Origin of the sequence: Cupriavidus pauculus (assembly GCF_003854935.1) — a bacterium.
Taxonomy (GTDB): Bacteria; Pseudomonadota; Gammaproteobacteria; order Burkholderiales; family Burkholderiaceae; genus Cupriavidus; species Cupriavidus pauculus_C.
Genome location: NZ_CP033968.1, coordinates 74,172 through 97,167 on the forward strand (window position 1 = coordinate 74,172; position 22,996 = coordinate 97,167).

Annotated in this window: 25 protein-coding genes; 15 read left to right on the forward strand and 10 right to left on the reverse strand. The window is 57.7% G+C overall.

Annotation, left to right across the window (positions count from 1 at the left end):
• The first annotated feature begins 262 nt into the window (after positions 1-262).
• The 3 genes from EHF44_RS00355 to EHF44_RS00365 all read left to right on the forward strand — a co-directional run bounded on the left by EHF44_RS00355 (position 263) and on the right by EHF44_RS00365 (position 6,197).
• Positions 263-748, forward strand: a complete 486-nt coding sequence (locus tag EHF44_RS00355) for a hypothetical protein (RefSeq protein ID WP_011229288.1) — start codon at positions 263-265, stop codon at positions 746-748.
• 215 nt (positions 749-963) lie between these two features.
• The gene (locus tag EHF44_RS00360) at positions 964-3,477 is read left to right on the forward strand and encodes an EAL domain-containing protein (RefSeq protein ID WP_049799857.1); all 2,514 of its coding nucleotides are present in this window, start codon (positions 964-966) and stop codon (positions 3,475-3,477) included.
• Positions 3,478-3,545: 68 nt separating this feature from the next.
• Positions 3,546-6,197 (forward strand): bifunctional diguanylate cyclase/phosphodiesterase, encoded by a 2,652-nt coding sequence (locus EHF44_RS00365; protein ID WP_029309131.1) that lies wholly within the window; start codon positions 3,546-3,548, stop codon positions 6,195-6,197.
• 40 nt (positions 6,198-6,237) lie between these two features.
• Here the strand turns inward: EHF44_RS00365 and EHF44_RS00370 are convergent, their stop codons facing one another.
• The 4 genes from EHF44_RS00370 to EHF44_RS00385 form a co-directional block, all read right to left on the reverse strand.
• Positions 6,238-7,326, reverse strand: coding sequence for a hypothetical protein (locus tag EHF44_RS00370; protein WP_051705540.1), 1,089 nt, complete (start codon positions 7,324-7,326; stop codon positions 6,238-6,240).
• Between the two features lie 447 nt (positions 7,327-7,773).
• Positions 7,774-8,439, reverse strand: a complete 666-nt coding sequence (locus EHF44_RS00375; RefSeq protein ID WP_017514574.1) for a hypothetical protein — start codon at positions 8,437-8,439, stop codon at positions 7,774-7,776.
• 13 nt (positions 8,440-8,452) lie between these two features.
• On the reverse strand, positions 8,453-9,274 hold the full coding sequence (locus tag EHF44_RS00380; protein ID WP_017514575.1) for an HDOD domain-containing protein: 822 nt from the start codon (positions 9,272-9,274) through the stop codon (positions 8,453-8,455).
• Positions 9,275-9,329: 55 nt separating this feature from the next.
• Positions 9,330-10,289 carry a 5'-3' exonuclease family protein gene (locus tag EHF44_RS00385; RefSeq protein ID WP_017514576.1) on the reverse strand — a complete coding sequence of 320 codons (960 nt, stop codon included), beginning with the start codon at positions 10,287-10,289 and terminating at the stop codon, positions 9,330-9,332.
• 169 nt (positions 10,290-10,458) lie between these two features.
• Between EHF44_RS00385 and EHF44_RS00390 the strand changes: the two genes are divergently transcribed.
• The 7 genes from EHF44_RS00390 to EHF44_RS00420 all read left to right on the forward strand — a co-directional run bounded on the left by EHF44_RS00390 (position 10,459) and on the right by EHF44_RS00420 (position 15,193).
• Positions 10,459-11,667, forward strand: coding sequence for a phosphoadenosine phosphosulfate reductase domain-containing protein (locus tag EHF44_RS00390; RefSeq protein ID WP_017514577.1), 1,209 nt, complete (start codon positions 10,459-10,461; stop codon positions 11,665-11,667).
• Positions 11,668-11,712: 45 nt separating this feature from the next.
• On the forward strand, positions 11,713-11,928 hold the full coding sequence (locus EHF44_RS00395; protein ID WP_124682100.1) for a hypothetical protein: 216 nt from the start codon (positions 11,713-11,715) through the stop codon (positions 11,926-11,928).
• Between the two features lie 238 nt (positions 11,929-12,166).
• The gene (locus EHF44_RS00400) at positions 12,167-12,535 is read left to right on the forward strand and encodes a hypothetical protein (protein ID WP_029309134.1); all 369 of its coding nucleotides are present in this window, start codon (positions 12,167-12,169) and stop codon (positions 12,533-12,535) included.
• A 24-nt stretch (positions 12,536-12,559) separates the two neighbouring features.
• A complete protein-coding gene (locus EHF44_RS00405) occupies positions 12,560-12,919 on the forward strand; it encodes a hypothetical protein (RefSeq protein ID WP_017512630.1) in 360 nt (119 codons plus the stop codon).
• A 147-nt stretch (positions 12,920-13,066) separates the two neighbouring features.
• The gene (locus tag EHF44_RS00410; protein WP_017512631.1) at positions 13,067-13,507 is read left to right on the forward strand and encodes a hypothetical protein; all 441 of its coding nucleotides are present in this window, start codon (positions 13,067-13,069) and stop codon (positions 13,505-13,507) included.
• A 162-nt stretch (positions 13,508-13,669) separates the two neighbouring features.
• Positions 13,670-14,275: a hypothetical protein gene (locus EHF44_RS00415; protein ID WP_017512632.1), complete on the forward strand. Its 606-nt coding sequence runs from the start codon at positions 13,670-13,672 to the stop codon at positions 14,273-14,275.
• A 288-nt stretch (positions 14,276-14,563) separates the two neighbouring features.
• The gene (locus tag EHF44_RS00420) at positions 14,564-15,193 is read left to right on the forward strand and encodes a hypothetical protein (RefSeq protein WP_017512633.1); all 630 of its coding nucleotides are present in this window, start codon (positions 14,564-14,566) and stop codon (positions 15,191-15,193) included.
• A gap of 58 nt (positions 15,194-15,251) precedes the next feature.
• On the opposite strand, the gene EHF44_RS00425 is transcribed toward EHF44_RS00420, so the two are convergent.
• Entirely contained in the window at positions 15,252-15,584 is a 333-nt protein-coding gene (locus EHF44_RS00425) for a hypothetical protein (RefSeq protein WP_017512634.1), read from the reverse strand.
• Positions 15,585-15,702: 118 nt separating this feature from the next.
• Between EHF44_RS00425 and EHF44_RS00430 the strand changes: the two genes are divergently transcribed.
• From EHF44_RS00430 to EHF44_RS00450, 5 genes are all read left to right on the forward strand, one after another.
• Positions 15,703-16,755, forward strand: coding sequence for an SAM-dependent methyltransferase (locus tag EHF44_RS00430; RefSeq protein WP_029309137.1), 1,053 nt, complete (start codon positions 15,703-15,705; stop codon positions 16,753-16,755).
• Between the two features lie 259 nt (positions 16,756-17,014).
• Positions 17,015-17,407, forward strand: coding sequence for a hypothetical protein (locus EHF44_RS00435; protein WP_017512637.1), 393 nt, complete (start codon positions 17,015-17,017; stop codon positions 17,405-17,407).
• A gap of 2 nt (positions 17,408-17,409) precedes the next feature.
• Positions 17,410-17,982 carry a hypothetical protein gene (locus EHF44_RS00440; RefSeq protein ID WP_017512638.1) on the forward strand — a complete coding sequence of 191 codons (573 nt, stop codon included), beginning with the start codon at positions 17,410-17,412 and terminating at the stop codon, positions 17,980-17,982.
• A gap of 149 nt (positions 17,983-18,131) precedes the next feature.
• Positions 18,132-18,371 (forward strand): hypothetical protein, encoded by a 240-nt coding sequence (locus EHF44_RS00445; RefSeq protein ID WP_011229290.1) that lies wholly within the window; start codon positions 18,132-18,134, stop codon positions 18,369-18,371.
• A 35-nt stretch (positions 18,372-18,406) separates the two neighbouring features.
• Positions 18,407-18,610, forward strand: coding sequence for a hypothetical protein (locus tag EHF44_RS00450; protein WP_011229291.1), 204 nt, complete (start codon positions 18,407-18,409; stop codon positions 18,608-18,610).
• A 558-nt stretch (positions 18,611-19,168) separates the two neighbouring features.
• On the opposite strand, the gene EHF44_RS00455 is transcribed toward EHF44_RS00450, so the two are convergent.
• From EHF44_RS00455 to EHF44_RS00475, 5 genes are all read right to left on the reverse strand, one after another.
• On the reverse strand, positions 19,169-20,314 hold the full coding sequence (locus tag EHF44_RS00455) for a hypothetical protein (RefSeq protein ID WP_011514777.1): 1,146 nt from the start codon (positions 20,312-20,314) through the stop codon (positions 19,169-19,171).
• A gap of 26 nt (positions 20,315-20,340) precedes the next feature.
• On the reverse strand, positions 20,341-20,625 hold the full coding sequence (locus EHF44_RS00460; RefSeq protein ID WP_011514778.1) for a hypothetical protein: 285 nt from the start codon (positions 20,623-20,625) through the stop codon (positions 20,341-20,343).
• Positions 20,626-20,809: 184 nt separating this feature from the next.
• Positions 20,810-21,094, reverse strand: coding sequence for a hypothetical protein (locus EHF44_RS00465; protein WP_011514779.1), 285 nt, complete (start codon positions 21,092-21,094; stop codon positions 20,810-20,812).
• Positions 21,095-21,412: 318 nt separating this feature from the next.
• Positions 21,413-22,054 carry a conjugal transfer protein gene (locus EHF44_RS00470; protein ID WP_223277476.1) on the reverse strand — a complete coding sequence of 214 codons (642 nt, stop codon included), beginning with the start codon at positions 22,052-22,054 and terminating at the stop codon, positions 21,413-21,415.
• A 171-nt stretch (positions 22,055-22,225) separates the two neighbouring features.
• Complete coding sequence (locus tag EHF44_RS00475; RefSeq protein WP_017512640.1) at positions 22,226-22,969, reverse strand: hypothetical protein; 744 nt, start codon at positions 22,967-22,969, stop codon at positions 22,226-22,228.
• Between the last annotated feature and the right edge of the window lie 27 nt (positions 22,970-22,996).

Here is a 22,996-nt window from a genome sequence, read left to right on the forward strand (position 1 = left end):
TGCTCACTGCGCATTGGGTACTCATCTCTGAACGCGCCGCCGTTTTCACTGTGAAAAGTGGCGCTACCACGGTATGCCAGCCCCGGAACTGTAATCAGTGACGGGGGCCATCCAAAGACGAGCGATCGCACGCAAGACATGCAACTCCCAAGGACTCCTGCGCTAGGCGGCCGATACACGCTGTTGTCAGCCATATCGGAGTACCAGGGCAACCCGCAAGCTTGCCTCGGACATCCAACCTCAGAGCTTCCAGGAGAACCTCATGTCAATCGCATTGATCCTCAAAGCCGGCGAAGGCTCCATCTTCCCGAACCACGCAAAGACGTCCGACAAGGACCCGCTGTTCCTCGGGTGGATGGAGTTTCCCCTCGACGAACAGAAGAAGAACTCGCTCCGGCTCGATGTCGCTGTTTGGCGGAAAAATAACAGCGGCAAAGATTTCTACTCGCTGTCCATCGGCGGCATTCCTGCAACCCTCTTCAAGGAAGAGAAGCAGGACAGGCCGGAGAGCTCCCCTGACTATGCCGGCAGCTTTGGCTTCGGCCGAGAGATGCGAATCGCCGGCTGGCGCAAGAAAACGAAGGAGGGCGACAACCCTTACATCAGCATCTCAGTAGTGGAGAAGAAAGCCGCTGCGAACAGTGAGCGCGCGCAAACGCCGGCAGCCGCCCAGGAGCAAAAGGCTCCCCCCAGGCAACCGGCCCCGTCACAGGAAGCAGCAGGACATCCGGGATTTGACTTCATCTAACCGCAACATGCCCCCACGAGAGATTTCGTGGGGCTTTTTTTTGCCCCTTTTCCACGGATCGGGCGAGGCGACACGTCCCTATAATCGCGCGTTCACTATATGAGGGCGGGCCAGAGGTCCGAGAGCGGACAGTGGAGGAGAAGAGACCATCACAAGGTACGGGCGGCCGATCGGCTCGCCGCCTTGCCATTGCTGCAGGCGTTCTGTCGAGCCTCTTGCTTACGAGCATCTCCATCCACGAAGTGATTGACTTCAGGCGACGGGAATACGCTGAAGCACGAGAGAGCCTGGCGGTCTTCTCATCCGCACTGACTCGACAGGCGGCTGAGATCCTGAGGAGCCAGAAGACCGTTGTTCGACAGGTAGCTCGCACTTTGAATGGCGACAGCAACGCTCTCAGCATTCAAGAACGGTTTGCAATCGCAAGGGCAACAACCGAGAACACCTGCGTTGCCCGACTCTTCCTATACACCTTGACTGGTGCACTTGAGCTCGATACTTCAGGCTCTCCTGAGCCACAAGCTCCTCTAGCGCCGAGCAAAGACCTCCTGACTCAAGCAGTCAGCTATATCGTTGATGGACCAGTTCCGGGCCTGCCGTACCAAATCTCAATCTCTGAAGGCCTACTTGGCGGCAACGGCCAATACCGTTGGCTCGCAACATCCTGGATTGACTTCGCCCCCTTCGCGCAGACAGTGGCCGCGATCACACGCGATACCGGTTACCAGGTCGCACTTGCCACTGAAGAGGGTCGCATCCTCTATCGCTTTCCAGAGTCCGCTCGCTTTGATTCGCAGGAGATTCGCCAAGGAGCGTTCGACGCATGGGGTAAAGCCGCGAGCCACGCTCCGATTCGCGAGCTTCCCGCCGGCGCAGCCGCTGAGAGCGTCATAACACGGATCGAGGGCGCACCGCTTGCCTTACAGATCGCATTGCCGACGCAGACTGTGAACACGGCCTGGCAGCGCCGCGCATCGTACCTCGCGGTACTTTCAACGGCCGGCATAGGCCTGATCTGGCTTCTCATTGCCACAATCCTCCGCCAGGTTAAGCAAACAGAACGTGTCGCCGAGTCCGCGGAACGCGGCGAAGCAATGTTCGTCGACGTCTTGTCGCGGCTACGTGAGGCCGTCATTGCTACCGACACAAAGGGCACGATTCGCTTTGCGAACTCGAATGCCTTTATTGCTCTAGCTGCCACCTCAACCCATCAACTGATTGGCCAGCAGATTCAGACCTTGCTCCCTCCTGAGGTATGGAAGGGCTCGCCTTTAGGCGCGGGCGGAAATCCACGCCAAGAGGCATCCCACGAGTGGGCGGGCTGCTTGCCGACCCTTGCGGGCTCTTCGTTCCATGCCGAAGTCCGCATCTGTGGCAACGGCCTCCACGGAACCGATGGTCTCGTCATTACAATTCATGACGCCAGCGAGAGAAAGGCCTACGAGGCTCGAGTTGTTGAGGCGGCCACCATCGATCCGGTCACGAACGTCTCAAACATGCACGCGTTTCGCGACAGACTCGATCGACTATTCCTGTCCGAGAGCGATCGCGACCAATTCCACGCCGTTTTGGCGGTGCAGCTCTCCGCTCCTCAAGGGGCACCGCTTGATGACTCGATTTGCGCACTGGCGGCAGATCGATTGACCACGAGCATTCGCGATTCCGACTCAGTCGCTTCGGAGGGCAGCGGTCGCTTCTTTGTACTGGCAAGAAATGTGTCCGAGCCGATTGACGTTGCGATCATTGCGCGTCGGATAGCTGCATGCTATGAAGCGCCGCTTACGCCAGGCGGAGAGACGCTGCGGCTTCGCGCACGGACAGGCATCGCGCTGTTCCCCGTCGATGCGGAAACCAGTGACGCCTTGGTCGCTTCGGCTAAGAAGGCCGCGGCAACAGCAAACGCCGAGCATTTTGTCTATGCGAATGAAGCTTGTTCACGGCAACTCGAAAGTTTGCGCGAGCAAGCCGATGCCCTGAGAACGTCGTTCGGCGCCGACAACTTGAAGCTGAACTACGCCCCGATGGTCTGTCTGAAGAGTAACGTCATCGTCGGCGCTATCGTAACGCCACTGGTCAGCAGCAATGGGCGGTACATCCCACTCGCTCGTCTGAGCGCCATACTTGAAGAGACGCGCATCTCTGCCCTGGCCGACGAGTGCGTGCTGAGATCGTTGCTCGCAGATCTTCGCGCCTGCCAAGCTATTCCCGCCCCACGCTTGCTGATCGTGCCTGTCCACCGCGATAGCTTCACGAGGCCCGGATTTCTCAACACATTGCGAGAAGCGGTCGACGCTCTTCCGACGAAATGGGCGCTCGGCGTCAGCATTCTGGAACCCGTTGAATCAGAACACTGGACACAGGCCACGGTAGCGATCAGTGATCTCGCGACGTTCGGCGTCCAGGTGTTCCTATCTGACTATGGCAACGGCTTAGCGTCATTGCCGCGCCTCATTACTTCCGGAGTACAAGGCGCAATCCTCGACCGATCGCAAGCGCCGTTTATGGCTGGGCGGGACGATGCCTTCGCCTTCGTTACCGCCGCCACGGCCGTTGCGGCTAATCTCGGCATCAAGCTCGTGGCCACGGGCGTCAAGGACGCTGAAGTCGCTTCGATGCTAGCAAAAATGGGAGTGTCGTACGCCTGCGGTCCCCTTTATGGGACCAGCTACACGGCACCAGTCCTACCCGAACCTGCGATTCGAGAGTCACAAACGACGAATGCGCGTTAGAATTCATAACACGTACTTGTAATAACGTTCGCAAACTTTCACCTCGAATCGACATGCCCAGTGTTTCCATGACAGAACGACACGGTCGAAGCAAAAAGGCCACCACGCGGGTCTTCTTGCCGCTCGTCTATGTTGGCGCCGTCATCGGCACACTAGTGACTGGCCTCGTAGCGTACGAGATCAACGACAGTCGAACGCAGGCGCTGAATGATGCGTCCAGGGATCTAACTGTCCTTTCGTCTGCTTCTGCAGCACAGCTAAAGAGCTATCTGGACTCGATAGGTGAAGTGCTATCGGCGGCGGGCTTGGCGAGTCAATCACTGCTGACGGCGGGCCCTGGAGGCGCGGACAACGCGCTCAGTCAAGTTCGTGCAGCCGCAGTCGGCACCGCAATCGAAGGTATCGTGGTTGTTGGGAAGGCCGGCGTCCCTGTGCTGCATACGTACGACGATCCGGTTCCGGCCTCATTTCTGCCAGGTCAACTCGCCGTGCAGAAGCTTGAGTATCAGCGCACTGCGGGCACAGAGATCGTTGGCCCGATACTGTCAGACTCGGGCGACCGGGTTAAGGTGTATGCGGTAAAGCGAATCAACGACCAAACAGGCGCGTTTCTCGGGGCTGTACTGACACCCCTTGATATTTCCTCGATCGCACTTGTTGGCAAGGAGGCTCTTCGCAAAGATGGTGTGACCGTCGCGGTGCTGGGAGCCGAGAGGGGAAACCTAGTTGCGCGCCTACCAGATCCCGGCGTCCTCCGTTACTTGAAACAGTACACGGAGACGGAGATCAGTCCGCAGATGGCGGGCAAGCAGTCGGGGGTGGCAGTTGGCGCGAGCGCTGTTGACGGCGTCCGACGGCTGATGGCATTCGAGCGTGTCAAGGACTACCCACTTTTGGTCGTTACCTCGATGGACGAGCAAGTCGTCAATAGCGAATGGCACGCTGATGCGAAGCGAATCATAGGTATCGGTTACGCTTCACTAAGCGTGATTGCACTACTCCTGGTTGTAATGCATCGCCAGCTGAGACAGCTCATGCACCGGACAGAAGCGATAACCGAAAGTGAGCAGCGCTTCGACCGCGTTGTGCAGCGTCTTACCGATGGCCTCTATGTACGCGACAAGGCAGGGAAGCTTCTCGTGGCCAATCGGCAGTTCGCGACGTTCTTCGGCGCGTCTGACGAAAGGGCGCTGGTCGGTGCCGACCTGGCGACAATCAACCCCCAAGCTACTTCAAAGTCCATCGCACGCCTCAATGATCAGGTGTTCTCGTCGCGTGGGAAACCCTACATCCTTGAGTTGGAGACGGAAAGCCATGATGGACGAATGGTGCCGATGGAGTACACGCTGAGTGCCGTAGAGATTGGTGGCGTCGACTACATACTTGGCCAGATGCGCGACATCACTGCACGGCGCCAGTACGAGAGCCGACTGGTAAAGCAAGCGACGTTTGACGAGATCACCGGTTTGCCGAATCGCCGGCTGTACATGGATCGACTCTCGAATGCCCTGCACCGTGCGAAGCGCGATGGTCGGAACGTGGCCGTAATGTTCGTTGACCTCGACCATTTCAAGAGAGTGAACGACACGCTGGGCCACCGCACCGGCGACCAGCTCCTCGTTGCCGCGGCCGAGCGGCTTACGTCCCTTGTGCGCGATGGCGATACGATTGCCCGCTTCGGGGGCGATGAGTTCGTTGTTTTGCTTGCAGAGGTCACCTCACCGCTGGAATGTCGTTTGCTCGCTGAGCGCATCGTCGAGGAGTTCCGGACGCCGTTCGAGCTGGCAGGCCGGCGGGTCTCTGTGACAGCGTCGGTTGGTGTAGCCGTAGCTCCGGGGGATGGAGCCGAGCCAGATCTGCTGCTGCAGCACGCTGATACCGCAATGTACGAGGCGAAATCTGGCGGCAGGAGCGGTTTCCGGTTCTTCAACAATGAGATGAACGTACGCGTTCACGAGATGCTGCAGATTGACGGTGAAATTCGATTCGCACTGGAGCGCAATGAGATGCGCGTCTTGTACCAGCCGATCGTTGATCCTATTGCCCGCAAAGTTGTTAAGGCAGAGGCTCTTGCGCGATGGGAGTCCACGCGTCTCGGGTCCGTGTCTCCCGACAAATTCATTCCTGCGGCCGAAGAGAACGGCACGATCGCGCAAATCGGTGATTGGGTCTTGTCCGAGGCTTGCAGGACTGCCGCCTTATGGGCCAGGGACTTGCCTGAGCCGATCGCCGTCAGCGTGAACGTCAGCGCAAAGCAGTTCAACGATCCGAGATTTGTCGACAGCGTCTTCTCGGCACTTGATGAATCCGGGCTTCCAGCTCACCTGTTGGAGTTGGAGCTCACGGAACGTATTCTGATCTCAGACGATGAGACCGCATTCGAAACGATCGCTGCGCTGCGAGAGATGGGTGTCGGCCTGTCGCTGGACGATTTTGGCACTGGCTACTCGTCACTGAGTTACTTGACCAGATTCCCTCTGAACACTATCAAGATCGATCGAGCGTTCGTCAGTGGCCTGGCGGAAGATTCGCAGACTCAGAACCTGACAAAGGCGATCATCGCTCTGGCAAAGAGCCTGGACCTTCAGCTAGTTGCCGAGGGCGTCGAGACGGCCGACCAAGCAAGAGTTCTGATCGCCTACGGGTGTGATCTCCAGCAAGGTTATCTCTATGGGCGACCGGCAGAGCCGTCGGCAATCCTGAATCCGAGTTGGGGGTAAGTTACGAAGATTGCATATCGTCGAAGCAGCCCGTGGTGTCCTATCGCAGTCCTCGCGCGGCACCTGTAGTGCCTGCTGCCACGCCGTGCCGGCCGTTGGAGTCGGTATCGGCCACTCGGCAAAACATCTCCCCCTGCGTTCTCACAAGCATGAGGAGTGACTCAGGGGTCAAGAATGGGTCATTCCGTAGCATCTGCCGCATGAGCAAAGTGCTGAGCGCGTAGGTGTCCCCGGCCATAATTGGCACCCCTCGTACTGCCTTGCCCTTGCAGTTGACCGACAAGAAGACCTTAGGGCCCTGATTCTCCAGGGTGAACCACTTCTCGTTTGCGGTACCGTGCCCCTTGCCCTCAAACTTCGGCACCCATTGCATGAGCGTTGCCAGGACAAGCGGCAATTCTCGCTGCGACAGCTGAATCGATACCTTGTCCGTCCAGTTGTATTGCCGAGAATTACCACTGGTTTGAGCCACCTCGATACGAACAGTTGCTTGGCCGGCGCGGGATACGTCAGTGGAGAAGCATGCCGCGGCACTTCCGCCATATACGTGCTGGCTGATGATCTCTTTGCCTTGGCCAGACTGCCTTGCCGGTTCTTCCACCCCCGGCTCCTCGGACAGAGAGAGAGAGCTCATCGGCGGGGGATTGCTCTCGCTCCTGCTCGGTTCCATCGGCCGCCCAGCCGGGATAGCCTCAGCGCCGGTGCCGGAGGGTCGAGTAGGGCTAGACTCCTGGCAGCGCCGACGAAAACCTGAGCGCTCCAGCTCGAGAAACTCGGCCATGGTCAGCCTGACATAGCGGGCGTCATCCCCCTCATTGCCGGTCTCATCCCATCTCTTGAGTCGAGCCGCAAACTGGGGCCCTTCGTGCTTGCCGATCTCGATCAACACGCGCAGGGAAGGGATGCGGACATTCAGTCGCTGTAGACGTTGCTTCAGCTTCGGCGTAATCGAGAAGAAGATGCCCTGAAGGAATTTGAGTGCTTGCTCATTGCCTTGCTTTACATCTGCAACGGCTTGCGTAATGCGGTCTCCCTCGATGTCGTAGACGGACATGAGCATGCGGACATCGGGCGCAGGGATCTTGAGCTGCTGCAGGTCCGCACATAACGCCGCGGTATCCAAGGTCATGCTTGTTTCTCCGTCGAGTCGCTTCATACAGTGACTTGACTATAGCAAACAAACAGACAGATTATCAATACGTGTTATTCCAATGACTTCGATATGGTCATTGGGCGAGGCGTTGAAAGTTCTCACAGTACCCACCAACTCTTCTCAGAGTTGGTGCTGACTGTTGTGACCCCTCATCGATGTGCAGAGTGCCGTTCCCGGGGCATTCGTGAACCTTCCGGCGGAGAAACAGCCGTTGAGCGAGGCGGGGCAGCGCTCGAAGGGCTGGTGGTCTCAGGCCCAGATAGTCTGCCCGCATGTCCCAAATTTGGAGGTTCCTTTGACACCACAGTCACAAAGTTGCATGGAACTTTGAGAACTCCTGTGCGAGTTCGTGTGAGTCATGTCAGCAGCTGAAAGCGGGGGACGCAACTGCTTTGGGTGTGCGTCGAAAGCGCGACCGATTGGCTACCAGATCTCGACTTCTAGCGCGGCATTGAGCTCATGCTCAATATCTATGCGGGTGCCGTGCAGCAGAAAATCCTCGTACTTCAGCAGGCCGAGGCCACCCATCACCATTGGGGTACCCACCTCCATCGCAGAGGCCATCAACTTGATCTCCTCGATGTCGCTCAGTTCGGGAGTTGCCACACCGTTCTTCCAGGCCAGGAGCTTGCGATAGCTTACGGCAACTTTGGTGCACGCTTCGGCAAGCGTCTTTGACCAAGTGGCCGCAATAAACTCGCCAACGATGAACTCGGGCGACCCGAAAACATCAGCACTGACCACCGAGTGGAGGTAGAGGGCCGCCTCATTCGCTCGTGTGACATCAGCCGTGCTTGGGCCTGCAAACAGGCCTGATCCCGAGATCAGCGAGTAGTCTTCCCATTTGAAAACGTCGGCGAGGAGAAATACTCTGAAGCCAGAACAGTCCAGAAACGAACTGATTGCGTCTATTCTCCTTCGCGTCAGAACGTCATAGAGATCATGGGGCTTGGTATGCGTGGGCTCATCGAAACAACTCATGAGGAGGTCGGCACCCACGCCACATGAGTGAGCCGCGGCATCGAAGTCGATGCCGAGAGCTTGGGATTGATCGATGATTGCCTGGTAAAGGCGAAGTCCTGTTTGCACGGGAAACGGTCTCTCAGCTCGAAATCACGATCGCATCAACTGCATCTCGCACGGGGCCACGAAGACGTTCCAGCCGCTCTTGCGAGAGGCCCAGCGCCGATGCCAGTTTGCTGTCAAGCGATGCCATGATCAGTTCTTCCCTTACTCCTGACAGGGTGTACCACGAGTACTCGGAAGACGCACGCAATATCTTACCGAGGATTGCTGCGCGGTCAGGCTCGGGGAAGTCCGCGATTGCAGTCCTAACGCTTTGCGGGAATCGCCAGCGGAGCAAGAGTTCCGCAGTGACATCGTTGTGGGAAAATCCAAGGATTTCTCGCTCCACGCTTACGCGTTTGGCCAGATCCAGAGGGTGCACCAGAGTGCCAATCTGTTTGGCTTCCGCTGGGAGTCTCAGCTGGATAAGTAGGACGCCGAGCCCTTGCATGAGCCCGGCGGTGAAGGCCTCTTCGGCGTCCACGCCAAGGGTGCCAGCAATCTCTGCCCCCATGTACGCACTGGTGAGGCCGTGCCGCCAGTAGTTGCCCATGCTTATCCCAGCCACCTGTGGGAAGGCACTCATAACCCCAGACGTGATCACCGTGGTGCGGAGTGTTTGCAGGCCAACCAGATTCACTGCACGTTCCACGCTGGCGATTCGGCCGCTTTCTCCGTAAAAGCTGGAGTTCGCGACACGGATGACCTTTGCGGCAATGGTTTGATCCCGCCGAACGAGATCGATGATATCGGACAGGTCAGTTTTCTCGTACCGCGTCATTTCGACAAGGTCGTACACCACCTGCGGAATCGTTGGCAGCTTGACGGTTTGATCAAAGACCTTGTTGAGGGGCATCATAAAACTCCAGCAGGGCGGCGAGGTGGGGGCGTGATTTCCGGGGTTTGAGGGTCCGTCATGTGCCAAGCCGAGCGATTGCAGCCTCCAGGTCACGTTGGCCAGGCCGACGTGTTGCCTCAATGAACGGCTCGATGAACTGACCAACATTGCGCAAGATCGCCTGCAGCGAGAAATGCTCCACCCAGTCCGAGAAGACAACTTCGTCTAGTGGTTCGCAGGAAACCGTCACGTCGGATGCCCGGAGAACGGGAGCTCGGGAAAGGTCCATCAACTTCATGTTCCTTTCATACGTAGCCCGGCCTGCTGCCGAAGCAATGGCACCGAGAGTCTTCTTCTTTAAATCGACCTTGCCGGCCTCGACATGTGCATAGAAGCTCTCAATGGAGCCGCCATGCTGTCCAAACACCTTGAGTGCGGTTGGGATACCTACCCGCGGAAGACCTTCTATGGTATCAGACGCGTCGCCCGCCAATGCCTTGGCCTGAAGGTAGGTCCAAGGGTCTGGCGTCCCGACATGGTCATGCAAGTCGTCTGCTGTGGCGATCAGCTTTTTTGCGCGTGAATCGAACCAACCGATGCCGTGTCCGACGGCTTGGAGCAGGTCCGAATCGTTGGTCACGATAAGTACATCATGTCCACCGGCGGCCAAGACATTCGCGAGTTGGAACGCGACATCGTCCGTTTCAGCGTTCGGGGCCTCTAACTGCATGAGCCCGAGCTTCCCGGCCATCGTCTGAATGTGGGGGCGCTGCCTCTCGAAAGAGGCCCGCGCAGCTCGCGACGCCTCGCTCTTCAGGCACTCACTTTTATAGTCGGCATAGAGGTCATATCTCCACTGAGCTCGGCCATCCCAGGCGAGAACCGGGAAGAAGTCGTAGTGGGTGCGCAGCAGCACGGACAACGACCAGAGAGTGCCGCTGATCGCTTGTACCTCCATCCCTTGCGCGGTCAGGGTGTGAGAGTACTGATTTGCGTAACCAACTGCAGATCCATCCACGATCATGATTGCGGCCATCAGTGTTGCTCCCTCTACGCCTTTCACGTTTGATGTGTTCCCTTGTGCGACGCGCACAACTGGAGTATGCGTACATGATACTGCGGAAATGCGAGGGGTTATAGCTTGATGAGCTGCATCCCCTACGGGCAAGGCCTCGCATGGCCTCCATCACAGGGAGATTCATAACATGGACATGTCCGTAGGAACGCAAGAACAAGCAATTCGCTTCATCACGCCGAAGTTCCTGGAAGGTGCCCCGGCCGGAAAGCCCAATCAGGTTGGTTTGTCGCCAGAGGTTGAATCCATGCTTGCCCGCGATGCGGTGGTGGCGGTCGGGGTCTCAGGCGGCAAGGATTCGGATGCCTGCGCTATTGCGGTGGCAAGGCACTTGGATCAGATCGGCCACAAGGGACCGCGGCTGCTGGTGCATTCCGACCTAGGCCGTATCGAGTGGAAGGATAGCCTGCCTAGCTGCGAGCGGTTGGCACATCGATTGGGTTGGGAACTGCTGGTGGTTCGTCGGCAGGCTGGCGATATGCTGGACCGCTGGGAAGTACGGTGGCAGAACAGTGTCTCGCGGTACGAGGACATGTCCTGTGTGAAGCTCATCCTTCCCTGGAGCACGCCGTCGATGCGATTCTGCACGAGCGAAATGAAGACACACCTCATATCCAGTGCGTTGCGAAAGCGCTTCCCGCAGGGAGACATTCTCAACGTGACGGGGATTCGCCGACAGGAAAGCAAGAACCGCAGCAAGATGCCGATCTCGGCGCCGAACTCCGGACTGACCCGCAAGAGTGGGATTGGGATGACGTGGAACGCCATCATCGACTGGCCTGTCCAGGACGTGGTGCATGCGATCCATGATGCGGAACTCGAGCTCCATGAGGCTTACACGAAGTACGGTATGTCAAGGGTCTCATGTTCTTTCTGCATAATGTCATCCGAGGCCGATCTGATAGCCTCCGCGATGTGCGAGGACAACCACGAGCCATACATCCGCATGGTGGAACTGGAGGCAAGGTCGTCATTTGCCTTCCAGGGGAACCGGTGGTTGTCCGACGTGGCGCCCCACGTCCTGCCGCCGTCGCTGCGAATCCGGGCCGACAAGGCCAAGGCAGTTGCGGCACAGCGACAGGTGATAGAGGCCGCGATCCCGGAACATCTACTCTATACGGCTGGTTGGCCGACGTGCCTTCCCTCGCGGGAAGAGGCGGGGCTCCTGGCTGGTGTTCGCACGGAGGTTTCGGCGCTACTCGGGCTCAACGCCCAGTGCCTCGATGCCACCAGCGTGCTGAACCGTTACGGCAGTTTGCTGGAGCTGAAAGTGGCCAAGGGCAAAGCTGGCTCGGCGGAGGATACCTATCCCCAGCAGACGGAGCTTTGTTTTGGTTGACGTGAAACCAAACCCAATATGGATGTGCGATGACAGAGACCGAATTTGACGCCGCTTGTCGGCTTTGCCAAACGCTGGATACAAGGGCCAGTGACGTCGGAGTTCTTGAAGAAGGCCGATGAAAAGCGATTCATTTGGATTCGCGACGACTTCCTGACTGTTGAGCGTGTAGTGAGAACCGGCGAGAAGCTGGCTTTCTTGATGCACGTGGCCAAAGTCAAGAAGGAGGTGCGGGAAACTGGGTACGTGTTCTTCGCGTAGTCGGAACGCATCTGTTGCGTGAAACTCCCTCCAAGCCCGCTGACGCGACTTAGGTCGTGCAGCGGGCTTTTCTCTTTGGCGCTGGCGTGCGCCGGCCGGGCTGGGGGACGCCAACTGGATCGCCCCCCCCAACAGTCGGCTCATCCCACCCGTGCCGAGGTTCGTGCAACCGCGTGTGGTGCATCTCTCTCCATCTGATCAATCGCGGCGCCGTCCGCACACCACAAGGAGAAGGGAAATGACACTTAACCAATCGGAACAGCAAGGCCTGAAGAGCGCGATCTTGGTCCATGAATCCCAGGCTGGCGTGGTCGAGCATTGCTTCTGCACGAAGGAACAAGCCGAGGCGACGCTGCGCGCATCCCCCGACGCCGATACCGGCGCAAGCATGTTCGTCACTGAAGAAGCTCTCGAGGCGGAGATGGTGTACTCGACATCTCCAGATCTGCGAGCACGCGTTGAGGCTGCCAAGTCCAAACTTCAATTCGATATCGCTGTCCGCGACGCGCTGAATCGAAACGGTGTGCCGGCTGACCGCATCCTTCGGGTTGCAGTCTACAAAGCAATCAAGGAGCTGCGGGAGACCGTGCTTCGTCCGGTGTGCTAAAGCCTATCGATCTCAGGAGAGACTGTGAAATCAACGATCATTGATTGCCTCGCGGAACTCGGCTGGCAGAAGGACAGCATTGTCGATGCCTTCAGCAAGACGTTCGAAACTGTCGTTGCACCGAAGAAGGCCAGCGTTTGGCTGAGTTTCGATCAGGAGGGCAATCGCTGGTGGCTCCGCAACGGTGAGTTCACCAGTGCCGGAGAGAACGTACTGGCGGCCTGCCATGCGATCATTCCCATCGGGATGCCTCCCAATGAAATCCAGAAAGCTGTCGACGCGCTTGTTGCCGAGATGGAGTACAGGATAACTGGAGCGTACTCGGTTCGCCTTCTACGTCAACGGGACGCAGATACCGCACCCAGCTCCACATCGCCGTTCTGAAGAGCTCCCCCCTCCCTACGCTACCAAGGCGTTCGGAGGGCTTTTTCATGGTCGACTCCAGAAGAGGAGGTGTCAACTGGACCGCCCCTCAATATGTCCCGGCGTTGCTCATCTCCAGCAGCAACTCAACCCTACAAGGAGTCGGACATGAATCAACAGGAAAATATGGTGCCAGCAGTGACTGGCCAGGTGGTGCAGGGCTACGCGGACTCGCCAGTGATTCTGGCGCCCTCTGGCCGGTTCATTACGGACAATCGAAACCGCAAGGTGGCTGAGGTATTCCAGCCGGGAGATTCCCCCGCGGAAGCCGAAGTGATGAAGCGGCGAATTGTAGGCTCGTTCAACGCGCTGCCAGACTTGGTTGGCGTTCTTCTTCGGGCGGACAAAGAGGGCAGCTTGTGGCAGGCCCTCTACAACGAGGGAATCACTGACGCCTACGATGAAGCACTGTCGCAGGCAGTGAAGGCATTGGGCGAGGAAGGCCTTACGACCGTCGCGCACCGTTACGATCTCGACCTCGAAGCCATCCGGGCCAAAACCGATCCAGATCGGGGCATGAATACCCCTGAGCCGCCGGCGATCGCGTGACACATTAACCAGCAGCATGCCCACCGTTCTCTTTGAGGCGGTGGGATTTTTATTTCCTTCCTTCTTCCGTGCAGTGACGCTAGGCAGTGGCACGCCTATATCTCCCTGGTACGCATATCCCATAGCAAGTCCAACCCTGAACTAACAAAGGAGAACTCCGCTATGGGTTTCAAATCGCAGATCGCACTTTACAAGGCATTCTTGGTCGCCGGCTTCAGTCTGGCGAAGCTTCGCTCGGTGGAAGCGCAAGACGGGCTCTGCTGGGAGGTAACTCTGAAGAAGGGCAAGGTCGAGATCCTCCACATCAGCAATGGAGGTTTCGGCGGGCCGGACGAAGTTCGCAGCTTGCTGCAGAACGATGACGAGATCGGCCGCAATGTTGACGAACTGTACGCCGTCCCAGAGGTCGCTCAGATCATCCGAGACGCGATGATCGACGTACTGAAGGCGGAGAAGAAGTACGCGAAGGATGGCGAAACTCGCGACTTCGACGCTGAAATTGAAGCTGCCAAGGACGCCCCGCTCAAGCGCGCAGACGACACGACTGCCATGGTGATCGGAATCATGACGGATGCCAAACAGACGATCGATCAACTGAAGCGAGCTGCCAAGCGGAAGATCTGCTGGCTGGAGAAGTGCGAGGCCGGGGATTCCGATACGTACGTGTACATCAGCGCTCCGCTGAACGCGGAGACCCGTGCACACGTCCACCAGAAGTACGGCGAGACGCTCGACGTCATCCTCAATGACCTGATCGAAGGCCTTTAACCCACGACGCCCCGGACTAGATCCGGGGCTATTTCTTTATGTGGCCTCAGGGTTTGCGGGGCGAGGCATCTCTCTTACTGTTCTACGCGCCCATGACATGCATTCATTAGTCAAGTTACGCCAATCTTTTGCCGCTTAGGCGCAGATGGCCGCACCGGCGGCCCGGTGGCGGGCGGGGCGAGGGGGATAAGAGTGGGCTGCTTCGGGTGGTGCGTACAGAAGCCTGTTACGCATTTCCCTCTGTAAGGCGGTCAGGCGCCGAAGCCACAACCTATCTCGGAGAATTACATGACTACTGCTACTCACAACATTCTCACTCCGTCCAACATTCGCGATCTCACCATTTTCGGGTTCTACCCGAGTGGGCAGAAATTCTCCGGTACCGTGAAGGCCGGCTCCTCCTTCGAGGCAATGATTCGTGTTCTTGCAGACCGTCGCTATTCCGACGACGGTGGCGACCTTGCAGTCTCCAGCGTGATTGACGCGGAGACGGGCCGGGTGGTTGACGGTGCTCTGCTGTCGGCCCAGCACGACTTGTTGCCGGAAGTTGAAGCCATTGAAGGGGTAGTCCAGTGCGTCACTGATCTGATCTCCACCATGCAACCGCGCATGGATGGTGACCTCAGCGACCGCGATCGCCTCTTTGCCTACACTGAGTACGTTGGATTGCTGCTTGCCGAGGCACCGCTTGCGTTCGAAGGACTGACGCATGGTGCCATGGAGATGTCGGACGAGAACATGACCCTGGAATTCGAAGACTGTCGGGGTCACGTGCACTACTTTGAGCCAGCATTCGCGCTTCTTACACTTGCGGAGGCTGCGCTGCAGGTAGAGGTCACCACTGCCGCGCTTCAAGTGAAGACGCTCGCGACGGTGGCACGCAGCTCATTGAATCTTGCTGCGATCGATGCACTTTGATGTCCACGGGAGATCCCTTCACCAGGGGTCTCCCATTTTTTTTGCGCGAGCGTGCCTGCTAGTCCCACACGACGTGGACAGGCTCCATTGAGTTGATCCTGCCTACCAGGCGAGATCCATCACCCACTGCGTACGCCTTGATCAGGAGATGTTGCGACTTGAAGTTGCCGTCTTCCTGCCAGGCCGTCTTCCAGACCGGAATCGTGCACTGCAGCCGGCCGGTCAGATCCTCCACCCACAAGCTGTAGCAAAGCTCACCCTGGACGGTGGCTACGGTGGGGCGCTGCCTGAGGGTGTACAGCCCGTGGAAATGCAGGCCTGATGCCAGGGTGGCAAGGTGATCATGCTGCCCGCTCAATGCGAACTTTCGTGCGACGATGGTTTGCATCATTTGAGTACTGCCGTGGGTTTGAGTCCGCGATGGATTGATGGGAAAGCTATGCCCTTGGTGTTGATGGTCGCTGTTCGCCATTACGAGCTGCAAGGACCAACCAACAAGGAGCATACCCATGCAATACGGCACCTGTCACTTTACTTCAAAGCAAGCAGCCGATCGCTACTATCAACAGATGGGCTATTCCTCTGCGGACATTCCACTTGCAGAGGGGAACATCCGGATCGGAGAGCCCGCGTTGCGGGAGGGCGAGATCGCGAAGCCGGATGAGGACGGTCGGTACCACGTCTGGGTTCCTGAGACCGTGGAGAAAGCGCCTGCAGTTAGGCCGTCTGCCACAGTTTCTGCGCCGCGGCGCCGCGAGGACGATCGCCTGGCATCTGAGCTGGAGCTGTTGACGATCGAAGAAGGCACGATTCAACTGCCGTCGGAGAGACTGCAATGCTATGCGGAAATCAAGCGGCTGATCCAGAAGGGCGGGGGGCGCTACGATTCTCGCGGGTACTTCAAGTTCCCTGCGGGCATTGATGCTGCAGTCATCCTCGAGGAGTTGCGGTGCGGGAATGTCGTGAATGGAAAGAAGGATTCCCAATCGTTCTTTTCCCCCCAACCTGTTGCACGTCGGGTTTGTGAAGCAGCGATGCCGAGACCCGGGAGGCGGTACTTGGAGCCGTCAGCTGGTGGTGGCGCATTGGCGGACATCGTGCGTGCGGCCGGGGCGGAGATTGTGGTCGTGGAGAATCATGCGCCGAATGTGCATATCCTAGAAGGCAAAGGCTATGACGTTCTGGACCGTGATTTCCTCACAGTGTCGCCGAGCGAGATTGGTTTGTTCGATGGCGTGATCGCGAACCCGCCATTCAGCAACAACCAGGATATCGACCACATCCAGCACATGTGGTCGTTCTTGAAGCCAGGTGGTTGCTTGTCAGCGGTCGCATCAACGGGCTGGCAGCGAGGATCTCAGCGCAAGCATCGCGCGTTCATTGAGTTCCTCGAGCAGAACCATGCCGAGATCGCTGAGATCGAGGCGGGGGCATTCAAGGAGTCAGGAACTAGCGTTGCTACGGTCCACATTTGCGCCTGGAAGACCGTTCCGGAACGTGCGAAGGCTGAATCGAGCCCTCGCCCATCGGCCGCGGCTACTCAGTTGGCCCTCATGCTGTGAAATTCTGAGCTCAACTCAGTCGGATGGCCCGGCCTGTCTCGGCAAGGTCGGCATCTGAAAACTCCCGCCCGCCGGTCTCTACAGACGGCGGGCATTTTTTTGTCCGCCTTCGGTCCCGATCGCTGCGCCCACCCGAACACCTCGCGATTCATCGTCCCTCCACAGCACAGCATCCTGGCCGGTGCTGCCGTGCGCTAGGCACTTCACTGCCGCTGTGGTGCATTCCTTAGCTGCAAGGAACAACGCAAAGGAGAAGCAGATGACGACAAGCAGTAAGGACCTGGTCTCAGGCGCGAAGCACGATGTCCTGGCCGGGCGCATTAAGCGATCGACGGGTCTGCAGTACTTCGGGTACCGAAAGGGAGCCGATTCGATCTTGATCAAGATGGCGGAAGGAAACCTGTTCGAGATCCCGGTGACCCCCGCCGGCTCTGCAATCGTAGTAGTGGCTGCAGTTGCCAGTGCTTTCGACGCTGGATCTACCCCGGCCGATGTTCTGGATGACTTTCGGCGACGAGGGGAAGTGGAAGGAGCTGTGCAATACCTTGGAGCTGATCCATTTGTTGGCGAATGGGCCGAGTTGGTTCAGACGCCGATGGAGAAGGAGGCTTCCGCGGCTCCTGCAAACACTGCCTTCACCCTGGAGATCTGAAGATGAACCAATCCGAACTTCGCGACACTTTCCAGAATCTTGGTTTGCCCCTGAGTGACGTACAGGAGCTCGATCCCGACTCGCTGTTTCCCGGCGTATCAAAGTGGCATGTGTTGATAGAGGCCGTCGAAGGGACGTTGGTGAACCTGATGGCCAATGCAGCAGTATCGGCGGTGTCCAGTCCACTATCGGTGCCAATCGAGTTCCGGCTGGACGGTAAGCCAAGCAAGCTGGAGGTCTGGAATGTGCGTCTCGTAAGCGGGGTGAGTCTGATCCTCAGTGCGACTGTTGAACCGAAGCCTCTCACCGCTGGCGAACTCGACATCCGTGCGACGGTAAGTGTGGTTTCGGACCAGACCCTGATGCCGTTTGTTGAGGAGTTGGCGGTAGAGGGGCGACGAATCGAGGCGATCGATCGACTAAGGGCGGAGGTCAAAGGTGTTGCGTCAGCCATCGAGAGCCTACTCGATGGTGTAAAGCAGCCTCGCGCGACCTACATCTATCGGGAACGTCTGGAATGCACGGCGATGGGTTGGGCCAGGCCCGATACACAGCAGCACGCCATCAACTCGTAACCACAGTAGCCCCCTCTTCCAGAAGAGGGGGCTTTCTTTTCATTTCGCAGCGCGCAGAGGTTTCGGGCCCTCGCCGTTGTGGTCCCCTGTGAACCATCTCTCAGCACCAACAATCGCGGCATTGCCGCACCGAACTCAGGAGAACGACCATGGCAATCCACTACGACAATGCGGACGAGAACAAGGGCGGTTTCACGTCGGAGCAGATGAACGCACTGATTGAAGGGGCGAGCGAGCAGCAGGTCCGCCTTGCATTGCAGAAGGTGCTCCACGTTATGGCGAAGCTTGGCTTCGGCACGGACGAGGAGATCTCCGGGGCGGATGCTGTCGACGCAATCGGCGAAGTATTCGCGGAAGTCACTGAGGAAGTGCTGCAAGGGCAGGGCTAACTCAGTTCAACCGAAGCAAATGGAGGGAGAACGAATTGCCTACCAGTCCTGAACTCGCAAACATCGACGCGGCATTCGAGCGGCTCAACACGATTCTCGATACGACTGGGGCGCTAGATTCCGCGGCGACCCAGCATGCAGCCTACGCGTTGCGGCTCGCCATCGTGCAAGCGCTCGGTGACCAGGATCGAATCGAGGCCGCCGAAGCCTCTCTCGCGGAGCTGAAACTCAGTTCCTGAATTGTGTAGCCCGACGCCCGCGTGACCGACTCAGTCGGCCGCGGGCTTTTCAATTCAACGCCGGCGTTTCCCTGGGGCAACACCACGCCAAGCAATGTCGAAGCAGCAACTGCTGCTGCTGTTCATCGTGCGATGGCCATTGTAAGGACTTACACGAGCCTGTTCTGCATGCCCATTGTGCAAGGACTACGCAAAAAGCCCTTTGCACTTTCCCTCAGGACACTCTGGAGTTGACAATGCTTGCTGCTATCGCCCTCTCGCTTTTCCTGTTCGCTTGCGGTTATCCGTTTGCGAAGAAGAACTGATCTTCGAATGTGGTTCGCTCCACGTCCGTCTGACGCCAACTAGGTCTTCTGATGCCATGCTTCGGTTGGCTATGCCACACCCAAGTTGAGCCGTGCTCACTTGGGTGTTTTTTGTCCGCACCCCCGCATGGAAAAGTTTTTTTGGCCTTTGTTGCAATAGGCTTTGCAGATCTATTGTTTCCCCACACTGCTGCAGCCGGGCAAAAAAAAAACCCACCGATTCCTCAGTGGGCTTGATGGCGCATGGAGAAGGTTAGCGCTGCTTGATGGCGGCAAGCCGATTCTTAAACGTCCGGACAACCTGCTCATATCGGTTCAGTGCAGTATTGTCCGGCTTGGTTTCATCCGTACGCCACCGGAAGATGGTCATCTTCGTGACGCCCAGGATGGTAGCAAGATCGGTGTCCGACTCGACTTGCAGGTCGTTCGCCCAGCGCCCAAGGATATCGCTCATCGGCCGATTGAACATCTCGCGACGTGCCATGGCCTCAGGCTCTTCGTCGCGCAGCTTTCGGGCGGCGGTCATAATGTCTGCCGGCACCGAGGCCGTGCGGCCGTAGATATACGAGGAGAGCCGCGGCAGGCCGATGCCGAGTGCTGCGGCAAAGTCCTGGTTGCGCATTTGCAGATCTGCGCAGATTTGTACCAACTCGAGCTGGTCGGCCGAAAGAGTCTCGTTGCGGTTTGCACGGCGAACCCGCGGCTTAGGCGCGGCAGGGGCTGGGAGGGCCTCCAGATTCTTGTCCGCTGCGGCGGATTCGGGCGCCGGCGCGACGGGCGCAATCAGAGGATCAAGGTCGAAAACGCCGAGATTGCTCAATTTCTCTTCTCCATTCAAATGCCTTCGGAAGGCCAGGGCCATTTTCGCAGCAGCAGTCCTGGAATCGATGACCTGGTCCCTATCAATTGGTTCGCTGTCTACCAAGCCAACATTTTCCAGCTCTTCACCACGCTCTCGCATCTCTTCGATCGAATCGTGGTTGATGGTAAGTGCGAGAGCGTCACGAATGTGCTCCCGGCAAACATTGCTCGCAATTGCGTAGATTACCGCATAGATCGCGTTTGCCTCGCGCAGCTTATCCAGTTGCTTGGTGGCGAAGAAGACTACCACTACTCGCTGCAGGATCTCGTCGACATCGCCAAGATCGACCTTAGACTTCAGAGCTCGTACGCGGCAAATCTTGTGCGTACGCTCATCTGCATACATCGCTTTGATGAACCGATCGATGAAGGTCTTCGGGCGCTTGGGATTGTCCAGGAACTCGGCGCTCATGCGCTCAAGTTCCGACGGCTTGCCCGTTGCGGTAGGGGTGTCAAAGCCGTCAACCTCAGTGGTGTCCACAGGATCGACGCCTTCGTCTTCGGCAGGAATGAATTCGGCTACTTCTTCAGTCACCATTGAATGGAGTTAGATGGACTGTGTTCCTAGGTAGCAACCCGGTCAACCACTCGGTCCAGGCGCGGTAGAACTGCGCGTTGCACTTGCTCCACTGAATCCACCAGGTCGAGCATGATATGCACGCCGGCTACCAGGATGTCTGACTTCATCTCTGGGTAGAGCAACATTGCGCGTTCCATACGCTTGTTCACAAGAGCGACCGCCTGATCGGCCGATTTACCTTCGAGCCGGAGTGCAAGGACCGGGTTTTGGTTCTCTCGCACGCCGAGCGCGTCAAGGCCGATTTCGATAGGGCTGTACTCACGTTGCATGACTGTTCCATCCTTGGCCGCCTTCTGCCGAGCGACGCTTTAACAATTATACCTACGGGGCAACACGTGTCAATAAACCAACCAGGCAGATGGTTGGGATACATAACACGTACGAATGACCGGAGGGTAATCCCTCAGGCCGGCTTTGGCGCGACTACAGCAGATGCGATCGCGCGGGAACGGATCAGGCTGTGACCTGGACAGCCATCTCCATGCGGGGGACGAACTTCCGGATCTCGAGGATGTTCTTGGAGGATTTGCTTACAACGGTGAGGCCTGCCAACAAGATTTCCGCACGCGCCTCGGGGTAGTCCTGGAGCGCATTGCTCATACACGTCATTGCTCGCATCCCCGAGCAGCTGGCGTTCACAAACTTGGAGCACTTCGGTTGACCCTCGGAGTCGATGCATCCCATGGATGCCATCCCGATTGTTGTGGCGAGCGACGTTTCCCCGGCGGTTTTGTTCATCGTGACCTTCCTTGCAGCTATTCGTTTTTGGTTTGTGCTTGGCCCTTGTTATGTTGGTAACAAGGTGAGATGCATTATAGATACGTGACAAATGTCAGGTCAATTGAAATCGTCCGTAAGTTGTTGTTTTTAAAGGGGTTTGTTTGCAAAAACGCGTAATGCAAGTTTGGTCACCGAAAACACGTCTGCGTTTTTTCGCTTCTGTAAGTGGCTTAAACGACGCGCGTCGAGCGTTTTGGTCCAGATTCGGTTTCTCGGCCAGAAAACGGGGCAAAGCAAAAGAAAAACGCCACCCTACAAAGGAGGGTGGCGGGCCAGTTAAAGGAAAGGATCTTCGCTGGAGATGTTCGCGTTCAGTGCCCTCTCTTCCTCAGGGAACAGAGGTAACGAGAACTCATCTGGATGCCGAGCTTGGCGATGGAGCTTGGCCTGCCAGTAATCCTTAGCGGCGTCGGTCGTTTCTTCAGCGTGGTCGGTCATCGCTGCCGCTGCCCCAGGCAAGCCTGTCGGTACAGTCGGTACAGAGTGCTTCGAGACCGAGGCGCGCTTCCCATTCATTGGCTTGTCAGCCATTTCTGGTGTGGGCAGAGTTGCCGGCCGTTGAGCAGCAGGCACCCGTTTCGGAGTTCGCGCCTCCGGCGGAGATGGTTGCCGCTGGTGCTCCATGGGCGCCCGTCGAAGCAGCTCCAGAGAGCTTGGTCCTCGCCGGCGCACGGGGCGCTCGACTTCGATGCAAGGCAATTGCGTCTCGTCGCATCGCAGCTCGATCGGTTCGACGTAGTGCGGTGTAAACTGAAATTTTCCGCAGTAATACCACATGAAGAATGGCCAACTCATTAGCGCATACAGGAGGGGAGGGGCCCACCAGTACCCGTGGCCAGGATTGGCTTTAACCGTGATCACAACACAGATTGCCACGGCGTAGAACATTGCGTAGCACATCCATCGTTTTGCTTTCATCTGCTGCACCCTTGCGCGGTAGTCTGGACGCGAGAGAGATGACGAACATCCGCGAAGAATGGGTACTTGTCTCGGGTGGAGAACGAGAAGGTGGCTTCCATGTCAGCCGTTGGGGGCGCAGCAATGAGAAAACCCGGCCACGAAATGTGGCCGGGTCGGAGGGGTTACCAATCAGACGAGCGATTTGAGTCGGTTCCACTCGGCGTCAACGTCCCAGGCTGAGACTGCGGAGAATCTCGCGACAAGTTCGTGGATGGTGATGTCGTGGGTGGGCTCATCAAGCGTGAGTATCGCGCTCAACTGGGGAGCGCCGCTTTCAAACGCCTCAAGGCAAGTGAAGACATGATCAATCTCGCTCGGCCACCCGCTTGTGCCCTGCAGCTGAAGACTCGGCGTCGGCAGTCCAACCTGTTGCGCAATTAGCAGCCCGCCTTGTTGCAGCTTTCCGGCGATCAAAGCAAGCTGGTCATTGGAGATCGCTCCTGCGACGACGACACACTCACTTACCTGGCAGCTAGCAGCGTCGCAATACACCAGCTCAAGTTTTGTGTTCTCACCTTGGTACCGTATGCCATGGTGGTGGGGATCGTCGAACACCGTGGTGACCAGTTCGCGATACGCTTCCGGAAGGAGGCGCGTGTCGAGGCCGGCGGCCGTATCAAAGTCGATCACCTCGATGGTGACCTGTCCATCGTGAGCGGTGTTGAGGATACCGTCCTTGGTGGTGACAAGAACGATAGCCGGACTGACTGCCCCGGTGCCAGCCTCGAGCTCAATCAAAGTGATTGCGGCTTCGAGGCCAATGATGTCGTTTTCCTTTGGATCATACAGGTTCGCTTCGATGCCGCTCCTGATATCTTCCAATTGCGCCTTGGCGGCTTCGATGACTCTCACGAGTGCTGCTTGCTGATTCATGCTGGGTCTCCGTGAAAGGGGAGGTTG